We start from the raw sequence: 23,684 nt of genomic DNA, 5'->3' as shown, positions 1-23,684 counted from the left end.
ATCAGGGACGAACCTTATTGCGGATCGCATTGAGATCCTCGGTGCTCATGCCGAATGCGGTCGGAACCGTGATCTTGCCTTCGGAAATCTCGTCGGAAGCCTTCTTGATGGCGTCCTTCATTTCCTGGGTGGCCATGGAAGCCATGTTGCCGTCCTGCACGATGCCGACAGCGCCTTCCTTAAGGCCGAGTGCTTCCGCCTTGCCGAACGGCAGGTCGCCTGCCTTGAAGCGTTCATAGGCTTGCAGAAGGCTGACATCGACATTCTTCAGAACGGAGCTGACGACCTGCTTGGCAATCGCCGGATCGCTGTCCTTGAAGATCGCTTCCTGATCGGAATCGACGCCGAGCACATATTTGCCGGTTTCCTTGGCAGCCGAAAGCTGACCGAGGCCCGTCTGCGAAGCGACGACGAAGCCGAGCGACACGTCGGAACGATACTGCGCGAGACCGAGTTCCTTGCCCTTCGCGGCATCCATGAAGGAACCGGCATAGGAAATGGCGATCTTGGTATCAGGCATTACGGACTGCGCACCGGCGATATAGCCGACGAGGAAGTCGTTGATGACCGGAATGTCCATGCCGCCGAGGAAGCCGAGATTCTTGCCGGTATCGCCGAGCTTGCCTTCCTTCAGGAGCGAAGCCGCCAGCATGCCGCCGAGATAGGAACCCTCGTTCTGCTTGTACTGGATGGAATAGACATTGTCGTAGCCGCCTTCTTCATAAGGCACGCTTGCATCGTAGAGGACGTATTTCTTGTCGGGATATTGCTGGGCAACCGAACCGACGGTTTCCGACATCTGGTAGGTGCCGCCGATGATCAGGTCCCAGTCCTGCTCGGACGCATCAAGGAACACTGGTTCCCATTTGGTCGGATCATCGCCGATTTCAAGAATCTTGGTCTCGACGTCGTCGCCATACTTGTCCTTGATCATCTTCATGCCCTTGGCGGCGCTGTCGAAGAACGACTTGTCGCCGAGCGCACCATTGATGATGAGCAGAATCTTGTCCTGAGCCTGTGCGGCCGTGGTGGCGAGCGTGCCCATTGCCGTAGTGGCGGCAAGGGCAAAGGCAAGGTGGATTATTCCCCGTCTGGTGGATTTGATCACAACAGAACTCCAATACTGTAGCGTTATAGAGATGGATTTTCTGCTTTGGATAATTTGCCTCCGCCCACAGAACCCCCACACCTGGGGAGCGATCAAACGCTGACGGCGTGTGTGAGTCAATCGTCAAACTTTTTACCCGCTGTGGACAAAGCAAGTCTGTTGCGCCGAATGGAGCTAAAGCTTTCGTTTATTTCAACAAAGCCTGATTGGGGTGCCGTAGCGTCGGGTCGAACGGATTGAGCTTTTGCGAGATGATCGCCGCTTCCTTGCGCAGAAGTTCTGTCACCGTCTCCTGACGCTTTTCGGTGAGGCGCGAGGCAAGCGTGCCGATGCTGAGTGCTGCCACAGCTTCACCGTCGCGGTTGAGGACAGGCACGCCAAGACCCGCCATGCCATCGATCATGTTGAAGTTGAAGGTCGCGGCACCTGTGTTTCGCACTTCCTCGATCATGATACGCAGATCGACCTCATCGATGGTGGCCTTGTCCAGAATGCGGGGCATGTTGAAGCGGATGATTGCCTCGCGCTCCTCTTCCGGCAGGAATGAAAGGATTGCGAGGCTGCCCTGACCAATGCCAAGTGGGACCTTGCCGCCGATATCGCCGGTATAAGAGCGGATCGGAAACGGCCCTTCCACCCGGTCGAGACAGACCGCATCGAAATTGCTGCGCACCAGCAGGAAAACCGTATCGTTGAACGTGGTCGAAAGCCGCAGCAGTGACGGGCGGGCAATGCTCAATATGCCGTCGCGCTGGCGCGCCTGTGCCGCCATTGCAAAAAACTCCAGCGACAGACGATAGGCTTTCTTGTCGGGAAGCTGCTCAACGAGGTTTTCCGCAATCAGCGTCTTCAGCAGGCGATGCGCCGACGGCTGGCTGAGGTCGAGGTCCCGCGCCAGATCGATGAGCCGCACACCGTCATCCGTGCTGGCGGCCAGACCCTTCAAAATATGGATGGCCTTCACCAGACTTGAGTTAAGCGCGGCGCCGGATTTCGGATTCTCAGATATATCATCCATAAAATTGCTTCCAAATTCTGCATTATGAAAGAAATATATAATTTCTTCCGGATTTGAAAATTATAATTTGCATTCATACGGATTTTTCCGCCATCTAAAACCGTCGCCAATGGGAAGGTCCGGCAAGGCACTGGAAAAGTGCCCGCACGCGGATCGGCGGTTTTGCTTGTAATCAAGGGGAACGCTGCGGCTGCGTAAGCGGCTGGACAGTCATGCGTTCAAACGGACAAGTCGGATCGGCGCTTCAAGGCGCGGTCAAGCCGCTCCCGCCAGCCAGCCCTATCGAAGAGGCGACGCGAGACAACATCACGGCGCTTCCGCTCCCCCGCACAGTTCTGCGGAAGTCATGCCGAGAGGGAGATGCAATGAGCTTTTTGACCCTTTCCGGAATTTCCCGCCACTACGGCAAGTTCGCGGCTGTCGACAATTTCAATCTGACGATTGAAAAGGGCGAGTTCATTTCGCTTCTCGGTCCTTCCGGCTGCGGCAAGACCACAACCTTGCAGATGATCGCCGGGCTGGTGCCGCCAACGGCAGGCACCATCACGCTCGATGGGCGCGACATTACACGCCTTGCGCCGGCCAAGCGCGAATTGGGCGTTGTTTTCCAGAGCTATGCGCTGTTCCCGCATATGACGGTTGCGCAGAATGTGAGCTTCGGCCTTGAAATGCGCAATGTTCCCAAGGCAGAGCGCGAGAAGCGTGTGCGCGACGTGCTGGAACTGGTGCATCTGAGCGCCCTTGCCGATCGTTATCCGCGCGAGATGTCGGGCGGTCAGCGCCAGCGCGTGGCGATTGCCCGTGCGCTGGTTATCAATCCGCCGGTTCTGCTGCTCGATGAGCCGCTCTCCAATCTCGATGCGCAGCTGCGTGAAGAAATGCAGTTCGAGCTGCGCCGCATCCAGCGCACTGTCGGTATCACCACCATCATGGTGACGCATGACCAGGCTGAAGCGCTTTCGATCAGCGACCGCATCGTGGTCATGGAAAAGGGTGTCATCACGCAGGTCGATGCGCCCTACAAGCTTTATGAGCATCCGCATAACCACTTCATTTCCAACTTCGTCGGCAAGTCGAATTTCCTGAAGGCACGCGCCGAAGGCGATATGATCACGCTGACCGAAACCGCGATCCGCTTCCCCGCAAATGGCAAAAAGGTTTCCGGCGAGCTGTCCGTCTTCATCCGTCCTGAAAAGGTACAGCTCGTTACAGCGAGCGAGGGGCATATCGCTGGTGAAGTGACGACCCGCTACTTCATGGGCGCGCAGTGGTTGCTCGGCGTGACGACGCCTGCTGGCCAGCTTTCGGTGGCGCTCCCCAATCTTGGCAACCCGCCGCCATCGGAAGGCACTTCTGTTGGTCTTAGCTGGAATCATGAAGATTGCCGCATCCTCACCGCAGGGGTGAACTGAGCATGTCGGCTGTCACCTCACAGGATACCTCCGCCGCGCCCAAGGGGCAGCGCGATCTGACCCCGCTTTTTTTGGTTGGACCGTCGACGCTTTTGTTCTTTGCGCTGGTGCTGCTGCCGCTCGGCCTCACCGTGCTGCTTTCCTTCAACAGCTACAGCTATGACAAGGGCATCGAGAACGTCTATTCGCTTGCCAATTATGTACAGGTTCTCAAAGATCCTTATTATCTTTCGATCTTTTGGCGCACGCTGAAGCTGGCACTGATCACAACCGTCATCACGGTGCTGGTCGGTGTACCGGAAGCCTATATTCTGTCCAATATGCGCAAGCCATGGCGCTCGATCTTCCTGCTGGTCATCATTGGCCCACTTCTGGTTTCGGTTGTGGTCCGCACATTCGGCTGGAGCATGTTGCTGGGTCGCAATGGCCTTGTGAACAGCGTGCTCGACATGGTCGGTCTGCCGACCACGCAGATCCTTTACAGCGAAACAGCCATCGTCATCGGTCTGGTGCATATCATGCTGCCATTCATGGTGATCCCGGTCTGGACTGTGCTGCAGAAACTCGATCCGTCGGTCGAAGCCGCAGCGCTGACGCTGGGCGCTTCGCGCCTGACAGCGCTGCGCCGCGTGGTATTTCCGCAGGCAGTTCTTGGCATCCTGTCGGGCAGCCTCATCGTGTTTGCGCTTTCGGCCAGCTCCTTTGCCATTCCGGGTCTGCTTGGCGGGCGTCGTCTCAAGATGGCGGCAACCGTCGTCTATGACGAGTTCCTGATCGAGCTGAACTGGCCGCTGGGTGCTGCCATCGCCATCATCGTTCTGGTCGCCAATCTCGTCATCATGATTGCCTATAATCGTCTGCTCGAAGGGCAGGCCAAGAAGAAGCTGGGATAGAGCCATGGTCAAGAACGGTCCTTTTGCCCTTTTCTTCCACACGCTGATCGTCATCTTCATGCTGGCGCCGATGGTTGTGGTGTGTCTGGTGGCTTTCACGCCGGAAAACACCTTGACCATGCCGTGGAGCGGCCCAAATGCGGGTCTGTCGCTGCGCTGGTTCGAGGCAGTTTTCGCGCATAACGACTTCATGACCGCCTTTGGCAACAGTCTGAAGCTTGCTCTGTTCTCGGCAACCATTTCGACGGCACTGGCCGTGCCATCGGGGCTGGCAATCGCACACTATGCATTCCGTGGCCGCGATGCACTCAACGCGCTGTTTCTGTCGCCGCTGATCATCCCGCATCTGGTTCTGGGCGTCGCGTTCCTGCGTCTTTTCACGCTGATGGGTTTCACCGGCACATTTGGCTGGCTGGTCGCGGCACATACGATTGTCGTCACGCCCTATGCGCTGCGCCTGATCCTGGCTTCGCTTGGCAGCATGGATCGCAACGCGGAAAACGCGGCACGCACGCTTGGTGCAGGCGAATGGACAGTGTTCCGTCGCATCACCTTGCCACTGCTGCTGCCGGGTCTGTCGGGTGGCTGGCTGCTTGCCTTCATCAATTCGTTCGACGAACTCACCATGTCGATCTTCGTCACTTCGCCGTCCACGGTCACGCTTCCGGTCCGCATGTATATGTATGCCAGCGAATCTATTGACCCAATGATGGCGGCGGTTTCGGCCCTGATGATCCTCGTCGCCACCGTGACCATGATTATTATTGATCGCATGTTCGGCCTCGACCGGCTGCTGGTGGGCAAGGGCTGAGCAGGCAGACCATGACGATTCCGATTTTTCCTTCGGCGGCGCAGTTCCGCAGACGGTATCGGCTGACCGAACAGCCTATTAGTTTCTCGCTTGACGGCGTTTCTTTTGAGGGACGCCGTGGCGACACCGTGCTGACCGCCATTCTCTCCGTGCAGGGAAAGCTGCGTCATACCGAATTTACCGGGGAACCGCGTGCGGGCTTCTGCCTGATCGGCGCGTGTCAGGATTGTCATGTCATGACGGCTCAGGGCTACAAGCTTCGTGCCTGCACCACGCTTCTGGAAGACGGCATGGCCTTTGTGACGGAGCCTGCAATATGAATGCCGCGCTCAATCCGGTTATTGTCGGTGCCGGTCCTGCGGGCATTCGTGCCGCTGAAACGCTGGTCAAGGCGGGTCTTAAGCCCATCGTGCTTGATGAAGGCTTTCGTTCCGGCGGCCAGATTTATCGCCGCCCGCCGCTTGATGACGGACGCAGCTATCGCAGCCGTTATGGCTCCGAAGCGCACAAGGCCGAAGCGCTGCACAAGACTTTTGACGCGTTGCGCGGCGCAATTGATTATCGCCCGGAAACGCTCGTCTGGAATATTACGCGGAGTGATGGTGATCGTCTCGATCTCCTGACCAACGGCTCGCATAGCCAGTTGGCCTATAGCCATCTCATTCTGGCGACCGGCGCTACCGACCGGGTTTTGCCGTTCAAGGGCTGGACCAAGCCCGGCGTCTATACGCTCGGCGCGTCGCAGACCGCACTCAAGGCGCAAGGCTGCACGGTTGGCGAACGCGTGGTGTTCATGGGGTCGGGGCCGCTGCTTTATCTGGTGGCCTGGCAGTATCATCATGCAGGTGCCAAGGTTGCGGCGGTGCTGGATACGGCGCCTTTCGCTTCAAAATTCCATCTGGCGCATCTCGCACTTTATGCGCCGCGCATTGTGGCGCTCGGCGCTTATTATGGTCTGCGTCTCAAACTTGGTGGCGTGCCGATCCATTATAATGTGCGTCCGGATGAGGTTTTAGGCGAAGGCCGTGTCGAAGGCATTCGCTATCGCTCGGCCAAGCGTGTGCGCGAGGCTGAGTGCGATGCGCTGGCCTATGGTTTTGCGCTGCGTCCTGAAACCCAGCTTGCCGATCTCGCCGGTTGCGATTTCCGCTTTGAAGAACGTGACCGCGCATGGCTTCCTGCGGCAGACAGGCTTGGCCGCACGAGCCGTATCGGTGTCTATGTAGCGGGTGACGGTGCAGGCATTGCCGGTGCGGATGCTGCGGAAATTCGAGGGTCATTGGCCGCGATTGCCTTGCTGCGCGATAGGGGCCTGCCATTTGACGAAGGCACGGAACGCAGCCTTCTGTCGAAGCTCGATCATATTTATCGCGAGCGCCTGATCGTCGAAAAAGCTTTCCCGTTCCCGCGCGACTGGTTCGACACGATTGCTGGCGATGTCACGCTTTGCCGTTGCGAAGAAATCGCGGTGCGTGATGCCAAGGCAGTTATAAGCCAAGGTGATACGCGGGAGATCAACCGGCTCAAGGCGCTGACCCGTGTAGGCATGGGCCGTTGTCAGGGGCGCATGTGTACCGCTGCCGCCGCAGAACTACTAGCGTCGATGCAGGACAAGACGCCCGCCGAAGCAGGGCGCATCCGTGCTCAGGCACCGGTCAAGCCGATCCCGCTCGGCTTTGGCGCTCCGTCCAAGGAAGGCGCTTCGTCATGACAAGACATCTTCAGGCGGATGCGGTGATTATTGGCGGCGGGATTGTTGGTGGATCGGCTGCGCTTTTCATGCGTCAGGCCGGATTGTCGGTCATCCTGCTCGACAAGGGCTTTTGCGGTGCGCAGGCAAGCGGCGTCAATTATGGCGGCGTTCGCAGGCAGGGTCGCGCACCGGAACAGCTTCCACTTGCGCAGCGTTCGCATCAATTGTGGGCGCGTTTGCCGGAACTCATCGGCATCGATGGCGAATATATCCGCAGCGGCCATTTGAAACTTGCCCGCACGGAAGCGCATTTCGCCAAGCTTGAAGCCTATGCTGCCCTGGTGCAACCGCTCGGGCTCGATGTCGAGCTGATCGGCGGCAACGCGGTGCGGGAACGTTTCCCATGGCTTCCGGGCGATGTCGCGGGTGCATCGCTTTGTGCGGAAGATGGCAATGCCAATCCGCGTCTGGTTTCGCCTGCTTTTGCCCGCGCCGCACTGGCTGCGGGTGCCACCGTACTGGAAAACACGCCAGTCATCGAAGCGCGTGAAACCGGCGACGGCTTTGCCATTCTGGCGGGTGATGGCATCGAAATCCGCTCGCGCCTTCTGTTCAATTGCGCCGGTGCCTGGTCGGACCGGTTTGCAGCCTCGTTCGGCGAGCCGGTGCCGCTCCAGCGCATCTATCCGTCGATGGTGGTCACCGAGCCGATGCCGTTCCGCCTGCCGATGAGCCTCGGCGAAGAAGGCGGCGGTTTCTACGGCCGTCAGGTCACACGCGGCAATTATGTCATGGGTGGCGGGCGCGGTACGCCGCTGGAAAACCCGGATTTTTCGCGGCCTTCGGTCGATGCGGCTTCCTCGGTGATGCTGCGCGCAATCGAACTGTTTCCGCATCTCGAACATGCGCAGGTGATCCGCTTCTGGTCCGGAACCGAGGCTGAAATGCCGGATGATAATCCGGTAATCGGGCCAAGCAGCCGTGTCAGAAATCTTTATCACGCCTTTGGTTTTAATGGTGCCGGTTTCCAGACTGGCCCGGCTGTCGGCGCTGTGCTCTCAGACCTTGCACTGAACGGCGAGACAGAAACTCCGATCGATGCGTTTTCGATCGACCGCTTCAATCCAAAACTCAACCACGAAGGGAACCAAGCATGAAAAATCAACGTATTACCGCAATGGCGACAATGGCGCTCGGCCTGTCCGTCGCTTTTGTATCGGGCGCATCGGCTGAAACCAAGACGCTCTATATCGGCATGAATGGTGGCAACATGGAGCGCGCTTACACCGAGCACGTCCTGCCGGAATTCGAAAAGGCCAACGACGTCAAGGTTGTTGTCGTGCCGGGCACTTCGGCTGATATTCTGGCCAAGGCAACCGCGCAGAAAGACAAGCCGCAGATGCATGTCATGCTGCTTGACGACGGCGTAATGGTGCGCGCGATCAATGGTGGCCTTTGCCAGAAAATCTCTGACGATCCGGTTCTGGCCGACATTCAGCCGGCCGCGCGTCTCAAGGACGACATGGCCATCGGTGTCGATATGGGCATGACCGGCATTGCCTATAACAAGAAGCTTTTCGACGAAAAGGGCTGGGCAGCTCCGACCTCGTGGATGGACTTTGCCGACGAAAAATATGCGAACGCCGTTGTGTTCCAGTCGGCCTCCGCCTCGACTTTCGGTCTCCATGCCTTCCTGATGTTCAACCGCATTCAGGGTGGTGACGACAAGAACCTCGAACCAGGTTTCGAAAAGTTCCCGGATACTATCGGCAAGAACGTTCTGGAATTCATCCCGTCTTCGGCCAAGATTTCGGAAATGGTCCAGACCGGCGAAGCTGCGATCTTCCCGCTGACGCCAACCGGCGTGAACAACCTCAAGGACAAGGGCATTCCGGTTGAATATGCACAGCCGAAGGAAGGTTCCGTCATCCTCGCCGTGACCGAATGCGTGCTCGCAGGTAACAGCGAGCCTGAACTGAGCCAGAAGCTCGCACATTACCTGCTTTCCGCCGATGCGCAGAGCAAGGCGCTCGACCATGGCAACGTCATCCCGTCGAACCAGAAGGCAAAAGCCGGTACATCGGAAGCACAGGCCAAGCTCGACGCTTTCAACGGTTACATGAAGACCGCCAACACGCTCGATTGGGATGCAGTCAATGAAGGCCGCCAGCAGCTCAACAGCCGCTGGAACCGCACCATCGAAAAGTAAGATTGGCGACCGTTCTGAAAAAGCCCGCCTTGGGAAACCGGGGCGGGCTTTTTGCCGGAAAGCCGCTTACGTATCGTCTGCTGATATTGTAGCTTGCCCGCAAATCATCCGGGCAAATCGATGGATCGGGGCAAGCGTGAAAAAAGCGGCAGCATTCGCATTCCTTGGAATTCTGGTGGGGGCACCTGCACTTGCAGAAGACAACTGGAAAGCCGTCGAGCAAATCAAGACCTACGCAATTGCCGGGAAAACCGGTCCCGAACTTTATGAATCCATCGGTGAGCGTGGCCCGAAGATCGGCGGCGGCAAAACCCGCGTCATCGCCCATACCAGCTATGTTTTAACCTGGGACCGGCAGTTCGACCGTTCCAACAATGACTGCACGATCCTGTCGGCCACGCCGAAGCTGAAGATCACCTATACGCTGCCGAAGCCCTCGCAGAAACTTGCCTCGCCCGTGAAAGAGCATTGGGAGACTTTCTTCGAAGGTATCCGCAAGCACGAACTTGTGCATGGCGACCATGCCAAGGACATGACACGCGAGATCGTGCGCCGGACCGTTGGCCTGTCGGTTCCAAACGACCCGAAATGCCAGAAAATCCGCAAGGTGCTCATCAAGGAAATCACCGATATGGTGGACGTCCAGCGTGCTCAGGGCCGTGCCTTCGACAGGATAGAGATGGGCAATGGCGGCAATGTCCACCAGCTCATTCTGGCGTTGGTGAACGGCGGCTGATTTTTCTTCAATAGCCTGCGCTCCGCACAGAAATCTGCTGCTTTGAACCAGGTGGAACATTCCTGATATTGATGGACTGAAAGCCTTTCATGCGCCTGTTTGAACAGAAGTGATTGACTTCCTAACCAGTTAGTACATTTTAGGGGAATGGCGCAGCCGACCGATGCGATTCAATTCTGGAGTGGGATGGACTGAGGAGGAATGGATTGCAGCTCGCGATGAGGCACTGCGGGGAGCCGGAATGGTTTTCTGACGCGCCTTTCATTGCGATGGTCGGCCCGGAATCGGTCAAGGACTGTGAGGAAAGCGAAGTTTCACCTCGGATGCACGGCGCATCCTGCCGGTGATGCCGCGTCGCTTTCACCCGAAACCCGAAAAGGGGCAGCAGTCTGCAAGCGATGCGTCTGGAGGAGGCCGGGAGGAGGAACGTGAAAGCTTTAGTCGATTTTTATTTTACGGCGGCACGGTTCGCCATTGCCTGCCTTCTTGGCTGCATGGTCGTGCTTGTGTTTGGCAATGTGGTGCTGCGCTACGCCTTCAATCAGGGCATAACGGTTTCAGAAGAACTGTCGCGCATCTTCTTTATCTGGCTCACCTTTCTTGGCGCGGTGGTCGCCATGCGCGACCATGCGCATCTGGGCGTGGATTCGCTGGTGCGCCGTCTGTCACCTGCGGGCGCGCGCATTGCGCTGGTCGCCGGCCATATCATGATGTTCGGTGCAACATGGCTCGTTCTTTCGGGAAGCTGGACGCAGACGCTTATCAATATTCCGACGCTGGCCCCGGCGACGGGTATGTCGATGGGCTGGTTTTACGGCGCAGGACTGGCCTTTGCAGTCCCCGCACTCCTGATCATCGCGTGGAACGGTTTCGGCATTGCAACCGGGCGGATCGATGTCGCCAAAACGCATTTCGTGACGGATAGCGAGGAGCATGTCACGCCCGTCTCGACCGATGAAAATCGCAAATAGGGCGCGCCGACCATGACCTTGCTCATCTTTCTTGCCGCTCTTCTGGTTCCGATGGCTCTCGGCGTTCCGGTTGCCTTTGCGCTCATCATCAGCGGTACGGCGCTGATGATGTATATGGATTTGTTCGACGCCCAGATCGTGGCGCAGAACGTGCTGAACGGCGCCGACAGTTTTCCGCTGATGGCCGTTCCCTTTTTCCTGCTTGCCGGGGAGATCATGAATGCGGGCGGCCTGTCGCGTCGCATCGTCAATCTGGCGCTGGTCATGGTGGGGCATGTGCGCGGCGGTCTCGGTTTCGTCGCGATCTTTGCGGCCTGTGTGATTGCAAGCCTTTCGGGTTCGGCGGTCGCCGATACGGCGGCGCTCGGCGCATTGCTGTTTCCGATGATGCGCAATGCCGGACACGAGCCGGGCCGTGCTGCCGGGCTGATCGCCTCCGCATCGATCATCGCCCCGATCATCCCGCCATCCATCGGTTTCATCCTGTTTGGCGTGGTCGGCGGCGTTTCGATCACCAAGCTGTTTCTGGCAGGTATTTTCCCCGGCCTGATGATTGCCGTCGCGCTGTGCGTGACCTGGTTCATCCTCGCGCGTCGCGAACAGTTTGAACTGCCGAAGAAGGCCGAACCCGGTGCACGGATGCGGGCTTTCCTCGACAGTATCTGGGCCTTGATGCTGCCGGTCATTATCATTGTCGGCCTTCGCTTCGGTGTGTTCACGCCGACGGAAGCGGGCGTGGTTGCCGCTGTCTATTCGCTGTTCGTCGCAACCGTGATCTATCGGGAATTGCCGCTTTCACGGCTCTATCCGGCCATGGTGGACGCGGCGAAGACAACGGCTGTGGTGATGTTCCTCGTTGCCAGCGCCAGCGTTTCGGCCTGGATGATTACGGTTGCCGATGTGCCGGGTGAACTGGCCGAACTGGTGCGTCCTTTGATGGATAACCAGACGCTTCTGCTGCTTGCCATCATGCTCATGGTTGTTCTCGTCGGCATGGCCATGGACATGACCCCGACAATCCTGATCCTGACGCCAGTGCTGATGCCGATCATCAAGGAGGCGGGAATCGATCCGGTCTATTTCGGCGTGCTGTTCATCATCAACAATTCCATCGGCCTCATCACCCCGCCCGTCGGCACGGTGCTGAATGTGGTGTGCGGCGTCGCGCGCCTGCCGTTCGAAAAGGTGATGACAGGCGTGCTGCCGTTCCTGATCGCGCAGCTGGTGGTGCTTTTCCTGATGGTGCTGTTCCCGCAACTGGTGACGGTGCCAATGGGCTGGTTCCGTTAAATTGGAGCATGTCTCCCGAAAGTGGAAACCGGATTCGGGATAAAGACATGCGTAAAGACAAAGACAGAATTTTTGAGTGGGAGGAAGACATGAAGAAACTATTGAAGACGATGGCACTGGGAATGGTGCTGCCCCTGGCCCTGATGACCACCACGGCCATGGCTGAAATCCGTTCGCAGACGATCAAGTTTGCTGCCGCCAATAGCAAGGGCCACCCGCAGGTCACGGGCATGGAGAAATTTGCCGAGCTGGTGAAGGAAAAGAGCGGCGGGCAGATCAATGTGAAACTGTTCCCCGGCGGTGTTCTGGGCAGCGACCCGCAGACGCTTTCCGGCTTGCAGGGCGGTGTCGTGGAAATGACGGTGATGAATGCTGGCATCCTGTCCAGCACCGTCAAGGCATTCGAAGCGGTCGATCTGCCGTTCCTGTTCAATAGCGGCGAGGAAGCCGACAAGGTCATGGATGGGCCTTTCGGCACCAATCTGATGAAGCGTCTGCCCGATACGGGGCTGGTGGGGCTTGCCTATTGGGAGCTCGGCTTCCGCAATCTGACCAATAATCGCCATCCGGTTGCGAAACTGGAGGATATTGCCGGGCTGAAGATCCGCACCCTGCAATCGCCGGTTCCCGTTGCCCTGTTCAATGCGCTCGGTGCCAATGCGGTGCCGCTGCCCTATACCGAACTTTATACGGCGCTTGAAACCGGTACGGTCGACGGGCAGGAAAATCCCAACGCCAACATTATCAATGCCAAATTTTATGAAGTGCAGAAATATCTGACGCTGACCCGCCACCAGTATAATCCGCAGATCGTCATGATCAGCAAGAAGTTCTGGGATCGCCTCAACGATGAGGAAAAAGCGGTGATCGAACAGGCTGCTGTCGAAGCGCGGGACTATCAGCGCAAGGTTTCGCGCGAGCAGGACGCGACGGCGCTCGATGAGATCAAGAAGACCGGAATGCAGGTTACTGAACTGACGCCGGAAGAAACCGCGCGCCTGCGCGATGCGGTAAAGCCGATCATCGAAAAGTTTACTGCCGAAATCGGTGCGGAAACGGTCGATGAACTCTTTGCCGAATTGAAGAAGGTGCGCGGCGGGAATTAAGCCGGTATGGCTCTATATCCGGGCCGATACGAAACACGATGGTTCCGGGCAGGTCTGCCCGGTTCTGAGCGGAAAACTCCGGTCTGGCCGGAGACAGGAGCGTGACATGAAGACTTCGATAGCAACCGTCTCCATCAGCGGCGATCTCCAGCAGAAACTGGGAGCCATCGCCAAAGCCGGTTTCGACGGGGTGGAGATTTTCGAGAACGATTTTCTCACCTTTGACGAAAGCCCGCGTCAGGTGGGCCAGATGGCGCGCGACCTTGGTCTTGAGATCACGCTTTTCCAGCCATTCCGTGACTTTGAAGGCATGCCGGAACCGTTGCGCAGCCGCACTTTCGACCGGGCGGAACGCAAGTTCGACCTGATGCAGGAGCTGGGTACTGATCTCGTTCTGGTCTGCTCCAATGTGTCGCCAGCCGCCATTGGCGGCATCGACCGCGCAGCGGATGATTTTCGCGAGCTTGGCGAAAGGGCGGCGCGGCGTAGTCTGCGCGTCGGTTATGAGGCGCTCGCCTGGGGACGCCATATCAGCGACCACCGCGATGCATGGGAGATCGTGCGCCGCGCCGATCACCCTAATGTCGGCCTTATCCTCGACAGTTTTCATACTCTGGCGCGCAAGATCGACGTGAACTCGATCCGCTCCATTCCGAAAGACAAGCTTTTCATCATCCAGATGGCCGACGCGCCACTGATCGATATGGATCTGCTTTACTGGAGCCGCCATTATCGCAACATGCCGGGCGAGGGTGACCTGCCGGTGCTGGATTTCATGCGTGCGGTGGCTGCGACCGGCTATGACGGCTATTTCTCGCTTGAAATCTTCAACGACCAGTTCCGTGGCGGATCGCCGGCCACCATCGCAGCCGACGGACGCCGTTCGCTGGTCTATCTCGGTGATCAGGTTCGCCGGGTCGAGCCGGACAACAAGCTGACGGTTGCGGCCATGCCGCCCCGCGCAAAGGTGCACCGCGTCGGCTTTGTCGAGTTCGCCACCCATGCCGATGATGCCGAAAGGCTGGTTTCCGCTGTCGGCGCGCTGGGCTTCAAACTCGCTGGCAGGCATCGCACGAAAGACGTGGCACTCTACCGGCAGGGCGACATCAACCTCGTCATCAATACGGATACGCGCGGTTTCGCAAGCTCGGCCTATGCCGTTCATGGCACTGCTGCCTATGCCATGGGGCTTGTCGTGGACGATGCGGCTGAAGCCCATGCCCGCGCGCTTGCCATGGGCGCGGAAAGTTTTGAGCAACCGCTCGATCCGGGTGAAATCGGTATGCCTGCCATTCGTGGCGTTGGCGGCGGGCTGGTCTATTTCCTCGATGAGAAGACCGATCTCGGCCGTATCTTTGATATCGAGTTCGAACCGGTTGCAGGTAATGAAACCGGTGCCAGTGTCGGCCTCACCCATATTGATCATGTTGCCCAGACGATGAAGTTCGATGAACTTCTGACCTGGCTGCTCTTTTATACCTCGCTCACGGAATCGCGGAAATCACCCATGGTGGATATCGTCGATCCGGGCGGTGTCGTGCGCAGTCAGGTAGTGGAAAACGACGAGGGAACGCTGCGTATCACGCTTAACGGCGCGGAAAACCGCCGCACGCTGGCTGGTCGCTTCATTGCCGAAACCTTTGGTTCGGGCATCCAGCATCTGGCTTTTGCGACGGACGATATCTTTGCGACGGCTGCGGCCTTGCGCGACAACGGGTTCCACACGCTGGAAATCTCGCCGAATTATTATGACGATCTGGAAGCGCGTCTCGGTCTCGATCCCGAATTCACCGACCGGCTCAAGGCCGCAAACGTCCTTTATGATCGCGACGAGAGCGGGGAATATTTCCAGCTTTATAGCCCGACCGACGATCAGGGCTTCTTTTTCGAAGTCGTGCAGAGGCGAGGCTACAAGGGGTATGGCGCAGCCAATGCGATCTTCCGCATTGCCGCGTTGCGGCGTTACATGCGCCCGGCGGGCATGCCGAAAAGTGCTGCTGCACTCTGAACGCTGAAGGGGAGGACTATGGCAAAGGCACTCGCCAAGGCGCAGCCGCGCAAGAACGATCCCGACGCAACGCGCGAGAACATTCTCGACATTGCGGCGCGGGAGTTCGTGGCATCGGGGTTTTCCGGCGCGCGCGTGGATGAAATCGCGGCGCAGACCCGCACGTCCAAGCGCATGATCTATTATTATTTCGGCAGCAAGGAGGGGCTTTATCTCGCCGTGCTGGAACGGGCCTATGGCAAGATACGCACGCTTGAAAGCTCGCTGTCTCTTGACGATCAGGACCCGGAATCCGCCATGCGCAGTCTGGTGGAAAGCACTTTCGACCATGACGATGCCAATCCGGATTTCGTGCGGCTCGTCGCGGTGGAAAATATTCACCGTGCCGAACATATGGAGCGCTCCGATGTTCTGTCGCGCCAGAATGTAACCATTCTGGAAACGATCGAGAAAATCCTTGAGCGCGGGCGGGAGCAGGGCGTTTTTCAAAGGCGCATTTCCGCGCTCGACCTTCATATGCTGATCAGCGCGCAATGCTTTTTCCGTGTGTCCAACAGGCATACGTTCGGCGCGATCTTCGGCACCGACCTGATGGCGTCCGACGTGAAGGCGCGGCATCGCCGCCTGATCAGCGACACGATCATAGCCCTTTTGAAAAGCCCGGAATAACGAGGACCGGCGTGTCGTCCGATCCTGCGGAGAATAAGAATTGATAAGTGAAGTGACCAAGCGTCGTGTGCATGTCGGATTGATCGGCGCAAATATTCAGCGCTCGCTTTCGCCGGCAATGCATATGCAGGAAGGTGAGGCCGCAGGGCTGGCCTATCGCTACGACATTATCGACATTGCCGAGAACGGGCGTTCGGCAACCGACCTGCCAGCCCTCGTCGCGGAAGCCGAGGCTGCGGGATTTGCCGGGCTCAATATCACGCATCCCTGCAAGCAGGCTGCGGTGGCGCTGGTCGATGAACTCTCACCTCATGCTTTGGCCCTGCAATCGATCAATACGGTGGTGTTCTCCGATGGCAGGCGCATTGGCCACAACACCGACTGGTGGGGCTATGCGGAAGGATTTCGCCGCGGCCTGCCGGGAGTGTCATTAGAACGTGTCGTGCTGCTCGGGGCAGGCGGGGCAGGTGTTGCGGTTGCCTATGCGCTGGCGGAAATGGGCGCGAGGGAGGTCCATATCTTCGACCTCGACGCCGCGAAGGTTGACGCGGTAATCGGCAAGCTTGTTTCCGTGCAGCCGCAATGCAGTTTCATTGCCGGGGCTGATCTGGAAGAAGCACTGGCAGGCGCGTCCGGACTGGTCCACGCAACGCCGACGGGTATGGACGCGCATCCGGGTCTGCCGCTTGCGCCAGCATTGGTGCAGCCGCATCTCTGGGTTTCGGATATTGTCTATTTTCCTTTGCAGACGGCGCTGGTTCTGCTTGCCAAAGAGCAGGGGTGTCGGGTGCTCGATGGGGGCGGGATGGCCGTGTTTCAGGCGGTCGGTGCTTTCGAGCTCTTCAGCGGCATCAAGGCCGATCCGGACCGGATGCTTGCCCATTTTGCGCAGTTGCAGGCAAGGGCTTAAACCCGTTTCCAGCCTGTCATTTCGAAAGGTGCCTCGGTCTCCGGCGCACCTTTTTCTATTCAGAGAGTTTCAGAATCGACGACGCGTCATCGTGAAATCGTTCATTAAGAATAAGCAGATTGTTGACAATATTTCGAGTGCGTGTTTAGCTTAATACATCCTTTCTCCGCCAAATGAGGGAAAGGTGAAGCTAATTAAGGGGAACTAAAATGATCAATAGACGCGCAGTTGTTAAGACTGCGGCGCTAGGCGCCGTTTCTATATTTGCGCTCATGTCCGCATCGGCCTCCCAGGCTGCGGACAAGGAGTTGAAGATCGGTTTCGTCGGTGTCACCAGCGGCCCTGCGGCGGCCTGGGGCACATCCAATGTCCGTTCGATGCAGGTTCGCGCCGACTGGCTCAACGAGCAGGGCGGCGTAAAGATCGGCGATGACACCTACAAGATCAAGGTGGTTACCTTCGACGACCAGAAGGACCCGAAGCGCGCCATCGCCGGTATGGAAAAGATGGCTCAGGAAGGCGTCCATTACGTGGTTGGTCCGAATGTCGATGACGGCGCTGCTGCCGTCCGTCCGGTCGCGGAAGCCAAGGGCATCATCTATTTCCCTTATTCCTTCCCGAAGGAACTCTATACGCCGCCGGCATCCAATGCTGTTCTCGGCATGATCGCCAACTACCAGTCAGGACCGGCGATCTATAAATATCTCAAGGAAAACAAAGGCATCAAGACGGTGGCCTTCGTGGCGGCCAATGAATCCGATCCGCTCAGCCAGCGCGACAGCGGCATCGAGGCGGCCAAGGCGCTTGGTCTCGAAGTGGTTTCGACCAACGATGCCTATCAGAATGACACGCGCGACTTCACACCTGTTCTGACGCCGATCGTCATGCAGAAGCCGGACCTGCTGGTGCTGTCGGGCGTTGCGCCGGGCAATGCGCCGCTGCTCATCCGCGCTGCGCGCGAGCTTGGCTATCAGGGCTTCATTTCCACCGAAACTGCACAGGATGCCAAGGTTCTGGAAGAAGGCGCAGGCGAACTCGCCAATGGTTTCATCTCGGTCGGCGGCGCTTCCACGCCGGAAATCGCATCTGACACCATGAAGGAATTTGTCGACCGTTATACCAAGGCCTATGGAGAATATAACGACGAGTCCAACACCAAGGTCTATGCACTCGAATATATCGTCGAAACAATCAAGGCCAATCCGGCGGCTATCGACAATGTCGAGGAATTCAAGAAGACGATGGACGCATTCTCTGCACCCAATCCTTTCGTCAAGGGTGATGGCGACGGTTCCAAGCTGACCTATGTCGGCACCTCTTCTTTCACGCAGAAGCGCCAGATCGGCATTCCGATGGTTGTGACAGAATACAAGGACGGCAAGTTCGAAACGCTTTTCGTCGGCCAGGTCGATTAGCCAGCAGGCCTGAACAGCCCGAAGCGGAGCAGGAATATTTCCGCTTCGAGCCTCCCAATCGTCAGGAACTGTTACGGAGTTTCGGGCTTGCCTTTGAGCTTGCCTGACACTTCGCACGAGGGAGTTTGCCTTCATGGAACAAGTGATAGCCAATGGGCTATATCTGGGTGCGCAATATGCATTGATCGCGTTGGGACTGACGCTGATCTTCGCGCTCATGAACGTCCTCAATTTTGCGCACGGCCAGATGTATGTGCTGGGCGGCTTCGTCACCTATACGGTTTACGGGCAGCTCGGCCTGCCGTTTGTTGTCGCTCTTCTGGCCTCCGCCGTCACATTGATGATCGTCGGTGCGCTGATTGAAAAGTTTCTCTTCAGACCGGTCATCAAGCGAAGTCTGCGCGATGAAAGCACGATGTTGCTCGCAGCCGCTATCGCCTTTTTCCTTGATGCCGTCATCCTGCTTCTGTTCGGCGAAAAACAGCGCGGCGTGCCGAAGATCGTCAATGGCGTCTTCGTGTCCGACTGGCTGATCATGCCTTATGACCGCATCCTGATCGGTGTGCTTGCGGTGGTGTTCATCGCAGCCTTCGTTCTCTTTATGCAGTACACAAAACCCGGTCGCGCGATGCGCGCGCTTGCCCAAGACCGCGTGGCCGCGCAGTTGATGGGCGTGAATGTCGACCGTTATTCCATGATAGGCTTCGCGCTGGGGGCAATGCTTGCGGGGCTGGTCGGTGGATTGCTGGTCGCTATTACCGGTGTCAATTCCGGCATTGGCGGCGCCATTTCCATCAAAGCCTTCATGATGGTGATGATCGGCGGCGCCGGCGTCGTCAGCGGCGCGATTGCCGGTGGCTTCATCCTCGGCATGATGGAATCCGTCGGCCTGACGGTGCTGCGCTCCTATGGCGACATCACCTATCTCGTCATCTTCGCCGCATTGATGGTGTTCCTGAGCATCCGTCCGAATGGGCTGATGGGCAAGCCGTGGGGTTGAGGGGGCAATCATGACAAACACAACAAAGCTTATCGGCGTTGCTGCCTTTCTGGCCCTGATCTTCATCGGTATTCCGGTCTTGATCGAGACGACCGGACGGCACGACCTTTACTATACGCTCACTTCGGTGGCGCTTCTCTCCATCGCCAGCAGCGGTGTGTGGCTCACCTTCTATATCGGTCGTATCAATATCGGCCAGGGTGCCTATGCTCTCATGGGTGGCTATGTCTCGGCGATCCTGATGGTGAAATATGGCGTTTCCTTCTGGCTGACGCTGCCCATTGCCGGGCTGTTTTGCGCTTTCGCCAGCATCCTGATCGGCTTGCCGATCCTGCGGCTTCGCGGCGTTTATTTCGCCATGGTCACACTGGTTCTGACTGAAGTTGTCCGTCTTCTGGCCATGGCGCTGCCCATCACCAACGGCGCCAAGGGCATGGTCAGCATTCCGATGCCGGGCGGTATATCGCTGTTCGGCCTGACTATCCTGCCGGATTTCGCAACATTGCAGAACCCGCGCGCGGCCTTCTATTTTGTGTCCATAGTACTGATGGTGCTTTGCTTTGCGGGGCTTTACCGTCTCATCCATTCGCGTATCGGCGGCCTTTGCCAGTCGCTGCAGCAAAATGAGGAACTTGCCTCGTCTATTGGCGTCAACATCACCAATCTGCGTGTGCTGGCCTATGCGATCTCGTCCTTCCTCGGCGGACTTGGCGGCGCGATGTTCGTTGCGATCTCGCAGTCGATCTACCCGTCGAGCTTCACAGTCACTGACTCGGTCAATTTCATGCTCAACTGCTTCCTTGGCGGGCTTGGTTATGTGTTTGGCCCGATCGTCGGAACCTTCGTCCTCTATTTCGGCTGGGACTTCCTGTTCCAGACCGGCAAGTTCCAGCTTCTCATATTCTCCAGCGTCCTCATCATCCTGATGCTGTTCCTGCCGAACGGGCTTCTCAGCCTCAGACTGACCGGAAAGAAGGGAGCAGGATCATGAGCGAGCTTCTGGAAGTCAAAAACCTGACCAAACGTTTCGGCGGACTGGTGGCGGTCAACGATGTCTCCTTTTCGGTGCGTGAAAAGGAAATCCTGTCGGTCATCGGGCCGAACGGCGCGGGCAAGTCCACGCTGTTCAAGCTGATCGCCTCGTTCCTCAATCCCACGACCGGCGAGGTCCGCTTCAAGGGTGAGCGCATTTCGGGTCTGGCACCGCATATCGTGGCACGAAAGGGCGTGGTGCGCACTTTCCAGGAAACGACGATCTTCAAGGGCATGACGGTGCGCGACAATGTGATTGTCGGTCACCATCTGCGTGCCAAGGCGAGTTTCCTCGGTTGTTATGTGGGTTCAAACCTTGCCCGTCGGGATCAGGAAGAATTCGGGCGTTCCGCCGATGAAATCCTGCAGTTTCTGGGCCTGTGGAAGCAGCGGGACGAAGTTGCACAGAACCTGCCGCATGGCCATCTGCGTGCGCTCGGCATTGCCATCGGTCTCGCCACGGAACCGAAGATCCTGCTTCTGGATGAACCTTTTGCCGGAATGAACCACGACGAAACCGTCAAGGCGGTGGAAATGGTGCGGGCGGTCCGTGACCGGGGTGTCACGGTGCTGTTGGTGGAGCACGACATGCCGGCGGTGATGAATATTTCCGACAGGATCGTCGTCATCAATTTCGGGCAGAAGATCGCGGAAGGAACGCCGAAGCAAATCCAGGAGAACGAGAAGGTGATCGAAGCCTATCTCGGCGCAGAAGACGAAACGATTGGATACTGACCATGGCAGAGCTTCTCAAAGTTTCCGATGCCGAACTCTATTACGATCACGTCTATGCGCTGAAAGGTGTTTCCCTGAGCGTTCAGGAAGGGGAGACGGTTGCGCTGATCGGTGCCAATGGTGCAGGAAAATCTTCGATCCTGCGGGCGATCACGGGACTGAAAAAAATCCGCAAGGGCGAAATCCATTACGAGGGCCGCCGGATCGACGGCACCCGGTCGGACGAGATCGTCAGGATGGGGATTGCCATGGTGCCGGAAGGCCGTCGCGTCTTTCCCTATATGAGTGTGCGCGACAATCTGATGATGGGAGCGTTTACCCGTTCCAGCAAGGCGGATATCGCCAACACGCTGGAGATGGTTCTGGGACGATTCCCACGCCTGAAAGAGCGCTATTCGCAGGCCGCAGGCACGATGAGCGGCGGGGAGCAGCAGATGCTGGTCATCGGGCGTGCGCTCATGGCCAAGCCGAAGCTCCTGCTGCTGGACGAGCCGTCTCTCGGGGTCGCGCCCAAGCTGGTGCAGGACATCGCCCGTTCAATCGTTGCCATCAATCGCGACGAAAAGGTGAGCGTTCTTCTGGTCGAGCAAAATTCGCGTATGGCGCTCCGCATCTCGCAGCGCGCTTATGCCCTGACGACCGGAAAGATTGTCCTGTCCGGCAATTCTCAAGAACTGGCGACGGACGACCGGGTCAAGAAACTCTATCTGGGCGGGGAGATCTGACCGCCTGAGCTGCGACTAGGCAGGGCGTCCCCCAAAGGACGCTCTGGACCATCCAGAACGAAAACAAACATTTCGATGGTTCGAGGAAAAATGGAAATACTTGTCATCAACCCCAATACGACTGCATCGATGACGCACAAGATCGGTGAGGCTGCGCGCAGCGTGGCTGGTGCCGGTACGACAATCATCGCGACCAATCCGCTTGATGGTCCGCCGAGCATCGAAGGATATTTCGACGAGGTTTTTGCCATTCCCGGCATGATCGGGGAAATGCAGAAGCGCCCGACCGCCGATGCCTGCGTCATTGCCTGTTTCGACGATACTGGCCTTGATGCTGCACGCTGTGCCGGAACCATGCCGGTGATCGGTATCGGCGAGGCGGCCTTTCACCTGGCAAGCCTGATTGCCGGAAAGTTCAGCGTCGTCACCACATTGTCGCGTTCGGTGCCGGCCATCGAGCATAACCTCTCCCGCTATGGGCTCATATCACGCTGCGCCCGTGTTCGGGCCAGCGATGTGGCAGTGCTCGACCTCGAAATTCCGGGATCTGACGCCCGCAACAAGGTCTCGAACGAGATCGCGAAGGCGATCCGGGAAGACCATGCCGAAGCGATTGTGCTTGGTTGCGCAGGCATGGCCGACCTTGCCGCTTCCCTTTCGAGAGAGCACGGCCTGCCGGTTATCGACGGCGTGACCTGTGCGGTGAAATTGTGCGAAAGCCTCGTGGGACTTGGCTTGAAAACATCGAAACTCGGAGGCTATCAGTTGCCGCGAATGAAGGGCTTTCAAGGTATTTTTGAATCTTTTTCGCCGCGAAGCTGACGAATGGTGTTGGAATTGATCTGAAAGTGCACGTCATCGAATGATTTCAATGAAGTTTGTGCATCAAAGCTGGCGAAATTGTTGACACTCGTGGGACCTGTGTTCGATATGTAAGCGAGCAAAAACTTGGATGTGCGGATGCTGTGTCGCCTGATCGCATCGGCCATTTGTATAGCTTCTACTGGATGACAATGACCCTGGCTGAGACGAACATCACAGACCAAAACGGCGGCGGGAATCTCCGCTGGCTTCCGGTCTATAACGGTTTGCGCGATGCGGTTGTCAGCCATCGTCTGCTTCCGGGCACCAAGCTCCCGGAGGACGAGCTGGCGACGATCTATTCCGTCAGCCGTGCTTTCGTGCGCTCGGCCCTGCAGGCGCTGGCCCATGACAGGCTTGTGCGTCTGGAACCCAATCGGGGTGCCTTCGTTGCCGAGCCGTCACGCGAAGAAGCGCGCGAAGTGTTTGAGGCGCGGTTGCTGATCGAGCCGGAGGTGGCTTCCCTTGCGGCGAAGGTCATCAAGCCCAAGCAGGTCAGGCAGTTGCGCCAACATCTCCATGATGAGCACGAGGCGCTCCATGCCGGGCGCGACAGCGAGGCTATCATGCTGTCGGCGCTTTTTCATACCCATCTGGCCGAGATTTCAGGGCATTCGATTCTGGCGGGTTTTGTTGGCGACCTGCTGCCGCGTTCCTCGCTCATCATCTCGCTCTATTGGGAACGACGCGAGACAACCTGCCAGTGCGACGCGCATCACGCGCTGGTCGATGCGATTGAAAAGCACAAGAGCGACGAGGCTGCGGTCTTGATGAAGACCCATATTCTCGATCTGCTGGCGGGCCTCAACCTTGAGCGTGTCGATAAAGAGCAGAAGCGTCTGTCGGATATTCTGCGCTAGAGCATGTCTCCCGAAAGCGGGAACCGGCTTCGAGATAAAGACATACCTAAAAACAAACAGATAGAGCATTTTCAATGATTCAATCAAAACAGGAAATGTTCTAGAGCGCGTTTCGATCTGATCAAATCAGAGCGGCTCGACTTTTGAAAGCAACGCCATACGCGTTGCGATGCTATTGTGCCATTCACCTGATTTCATTTGTTGCTTGTATGCAAAATGGTC

General features: G+C 57.7%; 23 protein-coding genes. 21 read left to right on the top strand and 2 right to left on the bottom strand.

Annotated elements, in window-relative coordinates; genetic code table 11:
• Position 1 precedes the first annotated feature (1 nt).
• Together ACYSN1_RS14015 and ACYSN1_RS14010 are read right to left on the bottom strand one after the other, a co-directional pair.
• On the bottom strand, positions 2-1,108 hold the full coding sequence (locus ACYSN1_RS14015) for a BMP family ABC transporter substrate-binding protein (protein WP_461726240.1): 1,107 nt from the start codon (positions 1,106-1,108) through the stop codon (positions 2-4).
• Between the two features lie 187 nt (positions 1,109-1,295).
• Positions 1,296-2,126 carry an IclR family transcriptional regulator gene (locus ACYSN1_RS14010; RefSeq protein WP_461726239.1) on the bottom strand — a complete coding sequence of 277 codons (831 nt, stop codon included), beginning with the start codon at positions 2,124-2,126 and terminating at the stop codon, positions 1,296-1,298.
• A gap of 365 nt (positions 2,127-2,491) precedes the next feature.
• Here ACYSN1_RS14010 and ACYSN1_RS14005 point away from each other — a divergent pair, with 365 nt between their 5' ends.
• From ACYSN1_RS14005 to ACYSN1_RS13905, 21 genes are all read left to right on the top strand, one after another.
• Positions 2,492-3,538 (top strand): ABC transporter ATP-binding protein, encoded by a 1,047-nt coding sequence (locus ACYSN1_RS14005; protein WP_461726238.1) that lies wholly within the window; start codon positions 2,492-2,494, stop codon positions 3,536-3,538.
• A 2-nt stretch (positions 3,539-3,540) separates the two neighbouring features.
• Positions 3,541-4,431, top strand: coding sequence for an ABC transporter permease (locus ACYSN1_RS14000; protein ID WP_461726237.1), 891 nt, complete (start codon positions 3,541-3,543; stop codon positions 4,429-4,431).
• A gap of 4 nt (positions 4,432-4,435) precedes the next feature.
• On the top strand, positions 4,436-5,242 hold the full coding sequence (locus ACYSN1_RS13995) for an ABC transporter permease (protein ID WP_461726236.1): 807 nt from the start codon (positions 4,436-4,438) through the stop codon (positions 5,240-5,242).
• An 11-nt stretch (positions 5,243-5,253) separates the two neighbouring features.
• Entirely contained in the window at positions 5,254-5,562 is a 309-nt protein-coding gene (locus tag ACYSN1_RS13990; RefSeq protein ID WP_461726235.1) for a (2Fe-2S)-binding protein, read from the top strand.
• Positions 5,559-6,953 (top strand): FAD/NAD(P)-dependent oxidoreductase, encoded by a 1,395-nt coding sequence (locus tag ACYSN1_RS13985; protein WP_461726234.1) that lies wholly within the window; start codon positions 5,559-5,561, stop codon positions 6,951-6,953. Before ACYSN1_RS13990 ends, ACYSN1_RS13985 begins: the two co-directional genes overlap by 4 nt.
• Complete coding sequence (locus tag ACYSN1_RS13980) at positions 6,950-8,092, top strand: NAD(P)/FAD-dependent oxidoreductase (RefSeq protein ID WP_461726233.1); 1,143 nt, start codon at positions 6,950-6,952, stop codon at positions 8,090-8,092. The genes ACYSN1_RS13985 and ACYSN1_RS13980 overlap by 4 nt, the downstream gene beginning before the upstream one ends.
• Positions 8,089-9,144, top strand: a complete 1,056-nt coding sequence (locus tag ACYSN1_RS13975) for an ABC transporter substrate-binding protein (protein WP_461726232.1) — start codon at positions 8,089-8,091, stop codon at positions 9,142-9,144. Before ACYSN1_RS13980 ends, ACYSN1_RS13975 begins: the two co-directional genes overlap by 4 nt.
• Before the next feature lie 136 nt (positions 9,145-9,280).
• Positions 9,281-9,880, top strand: coding sequence for a DUF922 domain-containing Zn-dependent protease (locus tag ACYSN1_RS13970; RefSeq protein ID WP_461726231.1), 600 nt, complete (start codon positions 9,281-9,283; stop codon positions 9,878-9,880).
• Between the two features lie 428 nt (positions 9,881-10,308).
• Positions 10,309-10,851: a TRAP transporter small permease gene (locus ACYSN1_RS13965; RefSeq protein WP_461726230.1), complete on the top strand. Its 543-nt coding sequence runs from the start codon at positions 10,309-10,311 to the stop codon at positions 10,849-10,851.
• 12 nt (positions 10,852-10,863) lie between these two features.
• Positions 10,864-12,141: a TRAP transporter large permease subunit gene (locus ACYSN1_RS13960; protein ID WP_461726229.1), complete on the top strand. Its 1,278-nt coding sequence runs from the start codon at positions 10,864-10,866 to the stop codon at positions 12,139-12,141.
• A gap of 89 nt (positions 12,142-12,230) precedes the next feature.
• Positions 12,231-13,247 (top strand): TRAP transporter substrate-binding protein, encoded by a 1,017-nt coding sequence (locus ACYSN1_RS13955; RefSeq protein ID WP_109988244.1) that lies wholly within the window; start codon positions 12,231-12,233, stop codon positions 13,245-13,247.
• A gap of 106 nt (positions 13,248-13,353) precedes the next feature.
• Entirely contained in the window at positions 13,354-15,255 is a 1,902-nt protein-coding gene (locus ACYSN1_RS13950) for a bifunctional sugar phosphate isomerase/epimerase/4-hydroxyphenylpyruvate dioxygenase family protein (RefSeq protein WP_461726228.1), read from the top strand.
• An 18-nt stretch (positions 15,256-15,273) separates the two neighbouring features.
• Positions 15,274-15,924, top strand: a complete 651-nt coding sequence (locus ACYSN1_RS13945; RefSeq protein WP_461726227.1) for a TetR/AcrR family transcriptional regulator — start codon at positions 15,274-15,276, stop codon at positions 15,922-15,924.
• Positions 15,925-15,964: 40 nt separating this feature from the next.
• Entirely contained in the window at positions 15,965-16,834 is an 870-nt protein-coding gene (locus tag ACYSN1_RS13940; protein WP_461726226.1) for a shikimate dehydrogenase, read from the top strand.
• 209 nt (positions 16,835-17,043) lie between these two features.
• Entirely contained in the window at positions 17,044-18,249 is a 1,206-nt protein-coding gene (locus tag ACYSN1_RS13935) for an ABC transporter substrate-binding protein (RefSeq protein ID WP_140020810.1), read from the top strand.
• A gap of 133 nt (positions 18,250-18,382) precedes the next feature.
• Entirely contained in the window at positions 18,383-19,249 is an 867-nt protein-coding gene (locus ACYSN1_RS13930; protein ID WP_105545289.1) for a branched-chain amino acid ABC transporter permease, read from the top strand.
• Positions 19,250-19,259: 10 nt separating this feature from the next.
• A complete protein-coding gene (locus ACYSN1_RS13925; RefSeq protein ID WP_461726225.1) occupies positions 19,260-20,240 on the top strand; it encodes a branched-chain amino acid ABC transporter permease in 981 nt (326 codons plus the stop codon).
• Entirely contained in the window at positions 20,237-21,016 is a 780-nt protein-coding gene (locus ACYSN1_RS13920; RefSeq protein ID WP_461726224.1) for an ABC transporter ATP-binding protein, read from the top strand. Before ACYSN1_RS13925 ends, ACYSN1_RS13920 begins: the two co-directional genes overlap by 4 nt.
• Positions 21,017-21,018: 2 nt before the next feature.
• On the top strand, positions 21,019-21,741 hold the full coding sequence (locus tag ACYSN1_RS13915; protein WP_461726223.1) for an ABC transporter ATP-binding protein: 723 nt from the start codon (positions 21,019-21,021) through the stop codon (positions 21,739-21,741).
• 90 nt (positions 21,742-21,831) lie between these two features.
• Entirely contained in the window at positions 21,832-22,563 is a 732-nt protein-coding gene (locus tag ACYSN1_RS13910; RefSeq protein WP_461726222.1) for an aspartate/glutamate racemase family protein, read from the top strand.
• A gap of 191 nt (positions 22,564-22,754) precedes the next feature.
• On the top strand, positions 22,755-23,462 hold the full coding sequence (locus ACYSN1_RS13905) for a GntR family transcriptional regulator (RefSeq protein ID WP_461726221.1): 708 nt from the start codon (positions 22,755-22,757) through the stop codon (positions 23,460-23,462).
• The last annotated feature ends 222 nt before the right edge of the window (positions 23,463-23,684 follow it).

The sequence above is a fragment of the Brucella sp. LJL56 genome (genome assembly GCF_054871705.1).
Note: the sequence above shows the minus strand (reverse complement) of the source record. Positions and strands in the feature narration are given on the sequence as shown.